Origin of the sequence: Kitasatospora sp. NPDC093558, from assembly GCF_040683475.1 — a bacterium.
Taxonomy (GTDB): domain Bacteria; phylum Actinomycetota; class Actinomycetes; order Streptomycetales; family Streptomycetaceae; genus Kitasatospora.
The window spans coordinates 1-4,164 of the sequence record NZ_JBFBDY010000551.1; the positions used below are offsets into that span (position 1 = coordinate 1).

General features: G+C 75.6%; 3 protein-coding genes. 1 reads left to right on the plus strand and 2 read right to left on the minus strand.

Annotated elements, in window-relative coordinates:
• Window positions 1-39: 39 nt before the first annotated feature.
• Window positions 40-1,290, plus strand: a complete 1,251-nt coding sequence (locus AB0O00_RS31190) for a hypothetical protein (RefSeq protein ID WP_363657463.1) — start codon at window positions 40-42, stop codon at window positions 1,288-1,290.
• 6 nt (window positions 1,291-1,296) lie between these two features.
• Here AB0O00_RS31190 and AB0O00_RS31195 read toward each other — a convergent pair whose 3' ends face one another.
• Both AB0O00_RS31195 and AB0O00_RS31200 read right to left on the minus strand, forming a co-directional pair.
• Entirely contained in the window at window positions 1,297-3,228 is a 1,932-nt protein-coding gene (locus AB0O00_RS31195; RefSeq protein WP_363657465.1) for an NACHT domain-containing protein, read from the minus strand.
• Window positions 3,229-3,280: 52 nt separating this feature from the next.
• Complete coding sequence (locus tag AB0O00_RS31200; RefSeq protein WP_363657467.1) at window positions 3,281-3,967, minus strand: response regulator transcription factor; 687 nt, start codon at window positions 3,965-3,967, stop codon at window positions 3,281-3,283.
• Window positions 3,968-4,164 lie beyond the last annotated feature (197 nt).

Genomic DNA, 4,164 nt, shown 5'->3' on the forward strand with positions numbered 1-4,164 from the left:
CCGAGCGCGTAAGGACGGCAGATGGCCCAGGAGTTGCCCGTGACCGCCCCGCAGGGCACCGCCGAGCCGCCGTCGGCAGCGCCCCCGAGCGGCGGCGTGACGGCGCTGCGGCTGGCCGCCGCCGTGGCCGGGGCACTGCCGGCGGTGGTGCTGCGGCTCGCCGGGGTGCACCCGTCGCCGGTGGCCGGGATGGCGCTGTTCGGGCTCGGGGTGCTGTCGGCGGCGCTGCTGCTCATGTGGGCCGCCGAGACCGCCCGCGCCGACATCTCGGGACCGCTCGCGCTCGCCCTGCTCGCGTTCATCGCCGTGCTGCCCGAGTACGCCGTCGACCTCTGGTTCGCGTACGCGGCGGGCACCCGCCCCGAGTACGCCGCCTACGCCGCCGCCAACATGACGGGCGCCAACCGGCTGCTCGTCGGCGTCGGCTGGCCGCTGGTGGCGCTCGCCGCGTACGTCGCCGCGCGCCGCCGCGGGGTGACGCCCGGGATCGGGCTACGCGAGCACCGCCGCATCGACACGGCGTTCCTGGGCGTCGCCGCGCTCGTGGCCTTCGTGATGCCCGCGGCGCGGCGGATCTCGTGGGTGCTCGCCGTCGTCCTGATCGCCTGGTACGCGTACTACCTGTTCCGGATCGGCCGGTGCAGCGAGACCGACGAGGAGGAGCTGGTCGGCGTCCCGGCCCGGCTGGCCGCCGCGCCTCGCACGCGCCGCCGGTTGACCACCGTCCTGGTGTTCGCCGTCGCCGCCGCGGTCGTCTTCGCGTGCGCCGAGCCGTTCGCGACCTCCCTGGTGGACGCGGGCGCCTCGCTCGGCATCGACCGCTTCCTGCTGGTGCAGTGGCTCGCGCCGCTCGCGTCCGAGGCGCCGGAGCTGATCGTCGCCGTCGTGTTCGCGTGGCGCCTGCGCGGCGACGACGGCCTCGGGGCGCTGTTGTCCAGCAAGGTCAACCAATGGACGCTGCTGATCGGCTGCCTCCCCCTCGCCTACCTCGCCGGGGGCGGCGGCGCGTCGCTGCCGCTGGTCGAACGCCAGGTGGACGAGGTGCTGCTGACGGCCGCCCAGACGCTCCTCGCCGTCGTCCTGCTGATCGACCTGCGCTTCCTGCCCTGGAAGGCGGGCCTGCTGTTCGCCCTCTTCGCCGTCCAGTTCGCGCTCCCCGGCGAGAGCGCCCGCCTGACGCTCAGCTGGGTCTACCTGGCCCTGGCCGCCCCCTTGTTGGCCCTCCGCTGGCGCGAACTGCGGCCCACGGCACGGGCGTTGGCCGGCCGGATCGAGGGCGACCCGCACTGACGAACGTCACCGCGCGGCGGCCCGGCGGTGCGCCAGCCGCTCCCGGAGGCGCGCGTGGCGGAACTGGTACACCGAGCCCGCCTGCCTGAGCACACCCCGCCGGTGCGCGTCCTGCAGGAACGCCGTCAACCGCCAGGGCAGCCGCCCTCGCGCCGCCAGGACGACGCGGGCCAGCAGGTACCGGCCCGGCTGCGAGCGGAGGAGGGCGACCAGCGAGACGTGCAGGCCGAAGACCGGCAGGAGCGCCGCCAGCCTGCCGGTCACACCGTGCGAGACGAGCAGCACGACGGTGACGACCGCGTACGTCACCATGGAACCCACCGTCAGGGCGGCCCCCGTGGCGCGTCGCAGCGCCCGGGCCGCCGACTGCGCGGGTGTCACGGCGTCATCGGACGTCGCCGCCCGGTCCAGCAGGGTGATCGCCCAGAGCCCCAGCGGCGGCGTGGGCGTCATGAGCAGGACGGCCCACAGGTATCCGCTCTGCACGCCCAGGGCCAGGAAGACGGCATAGATCAGGCCCAGCAGCGCCACCAGGGGCGTCAGCACGAGGACCAGCCCCAGCGGAGGGCGTCGCCACCGCCGGGCACGGCCACCGGACGGCCGGCGCGGGAGGTAACTGCGGGCCGCGACCGCGGCGTCCCCGTAGAAGTACCCTCCCAGCGCGGCGACGACGAGGGCGAACGCCGGCTGGGCCGGCGCGACCGGCAGGCCCGAGGCGAACGACAGGACCGCCCCGGCCAAACCGGCCGCCAGTCCGCGCTGCCAGGCCGGTGCCTCCACCTGCCACCACCCGATGTCTTCGGAGCCCCGGCCCCCGAGGTCCCCCGCGAGGCTGCCGACCCACCGCTCCGCGGCCGCGGCCGGCCAGCGGCGGTGCCGCCCCGGCCGGGCGGGCGCCGGCGGAACGTCGGGGAACGCGGTGGCGACCAGCCCGTCCAGCAGGTGGTTCTCGACGGCGACGGCGTCGGGCAGCGCCACGCGGTCCAGGAGAACGGCGGGATCGGCCGGCTCGGCGAGGTACACCGCGCGCAGCAGGCCGGCCATCAGCGGCGAGGTAAGGGCCGTGGCCAGCGGCCCGTCCGGCTCGGAGCGCAGCGCGTCGATCACCGGCCGCCACTGCTCGGCGCGGTGGTCCGGCACGGCGCCGCGGAGGTAGGCGGCGAGGTCCTCGACCGTCACCGGTTCGGCCTGGACGACGGCAGCCGACCGCAGGACGTCGGATTCCCGGACGGCGGCCCGGTACTCGTCCGTCCGGCAGGTCAGGACGACCGGGGAGTCCCCGGGCACGGTCTCGTTGAGCCGTCGCAGCGCCAACGTCCGCCGGTGCTGCGGGACTTCGTCCAGTCCGTCGAGCACGAGCAGCACCCGCTCCGCCTCGACCAGCCGGGCCGGTCCCTCCGGGCCTCCGAACTCCGCCCGCAGCAGCCGCGGGTACTCCTCGGCGATCCGCCGGGCGACCCACGCGTGCAGGTGTTCCGCGTCCGGGTCCCAGGAGGCCAGGGACAGCAGCACGGGCACCCGGTCGCCCGGCGCGAGGCGCGGGTGCCGGGCTAGCAGGGCCAGGACGAGCAGCACCGCGCTCGTCGTCTTCCCGCTCCCCGGCCCACCGAGGAGGACCAGCCGGCGCCGCTCCAACGCCAGGTAGGCGTCGGCCAGTTCGGCCGAACCGACGACGGCGGGCTCGCCCGCGTCCGGCTCGAACGTCCACCCGACGCGGAGCGCCGATGCGTCCCGGAGGCCCCGGACCCCGGCCTCGGCCCGCCACTGCGCCCCCACCATCCGGGCCAGTTCGAGCGCGGCCCGGTCCACCGGTGTGGCGGCGGCTCCCGGTGGCGTGATCGTGATGTTGTCGATGCGGCCGGCCATCACCACGCTGTCGGCCGAGCCGCCCGAGAAGTTGTTGTGCACCCGGCCCACGCCGCCCCCGTCGTCGCCCATGGCCCGAATGGTAGGCCGTTCGGCGGCTCCGCCACAGGGGGAGCCGGCCGACTCAGCCCCAGCTGCGGTGGTGCGGCAGCCGGTCGGCGGCGGCGGCCGACTGGCGCAGTTCGGTGGCGATCAGCGCCGCCTGGACGCGGCGCTCCACGCCGAGTTTGGCGAGGAGGCGGGAGACGTGGTTCTTGACGGTCTTCTCGGCGAGGTAGAGGCGTTCACCGATCTGACGATTCGTCAGTCCTTCCCCGATCAGCGCCAGCACCTCGCGCTCACGGACCGTCAAATCGAGTCCGGGCGCGGCAGGTTGGGCGGGTTCGGCGTCGCTGCGGAGGCGGTTGAGCAGCCGGGTGGCCGCGCCCGGGTCGAGCATCGAGCGGCCGGAGGCGACGGTGCGGACGGCGGCGACCAGGTCGGTGCCGCTGATCTGCTTGAGCACGTAGCCGGCGGCGCCCGCCATCACGGCGTCCAGCAGCGCCTCCTCGTCGTCGAAGGAGGTGAGCATCAGGCAGGCCAGGCCCGGCATGCGGGAGCGCAGCTCGCGGCAGACGGACACGCCGTCGCCGTCGCCGAGCCGGACGTCGAGCACGGCGACGTCGGGCCGCAGGGCGGGCACCCGCACGAGGGCCTGTTCGGCGGTCGCCGCCTCGCCGACCACCTCCAGGTCCGGCTCGCCGTCCAACAGGTCGTGCACCCCGCGGCGCACCACCTCGTGGTCGTCCAACAGGAACACCCGGACCGGCATCGCGCGACTCCACCTCTGTTCACCCCCGCCCACGGACGGCGGGGCCCAGGGCATCATCGCCGATCCGGCCGTCCGCCCCCAGGGCCCAAGGGCCTGTCTTCAAACCCCCGTCGTCCGCCCGAAGGGCGGGCCGGGCGGCGTTGGGGTGCGTGCATCGCAAGGCGGAGGAGGGAGTCCATGCGGAGCATCGGCGACCG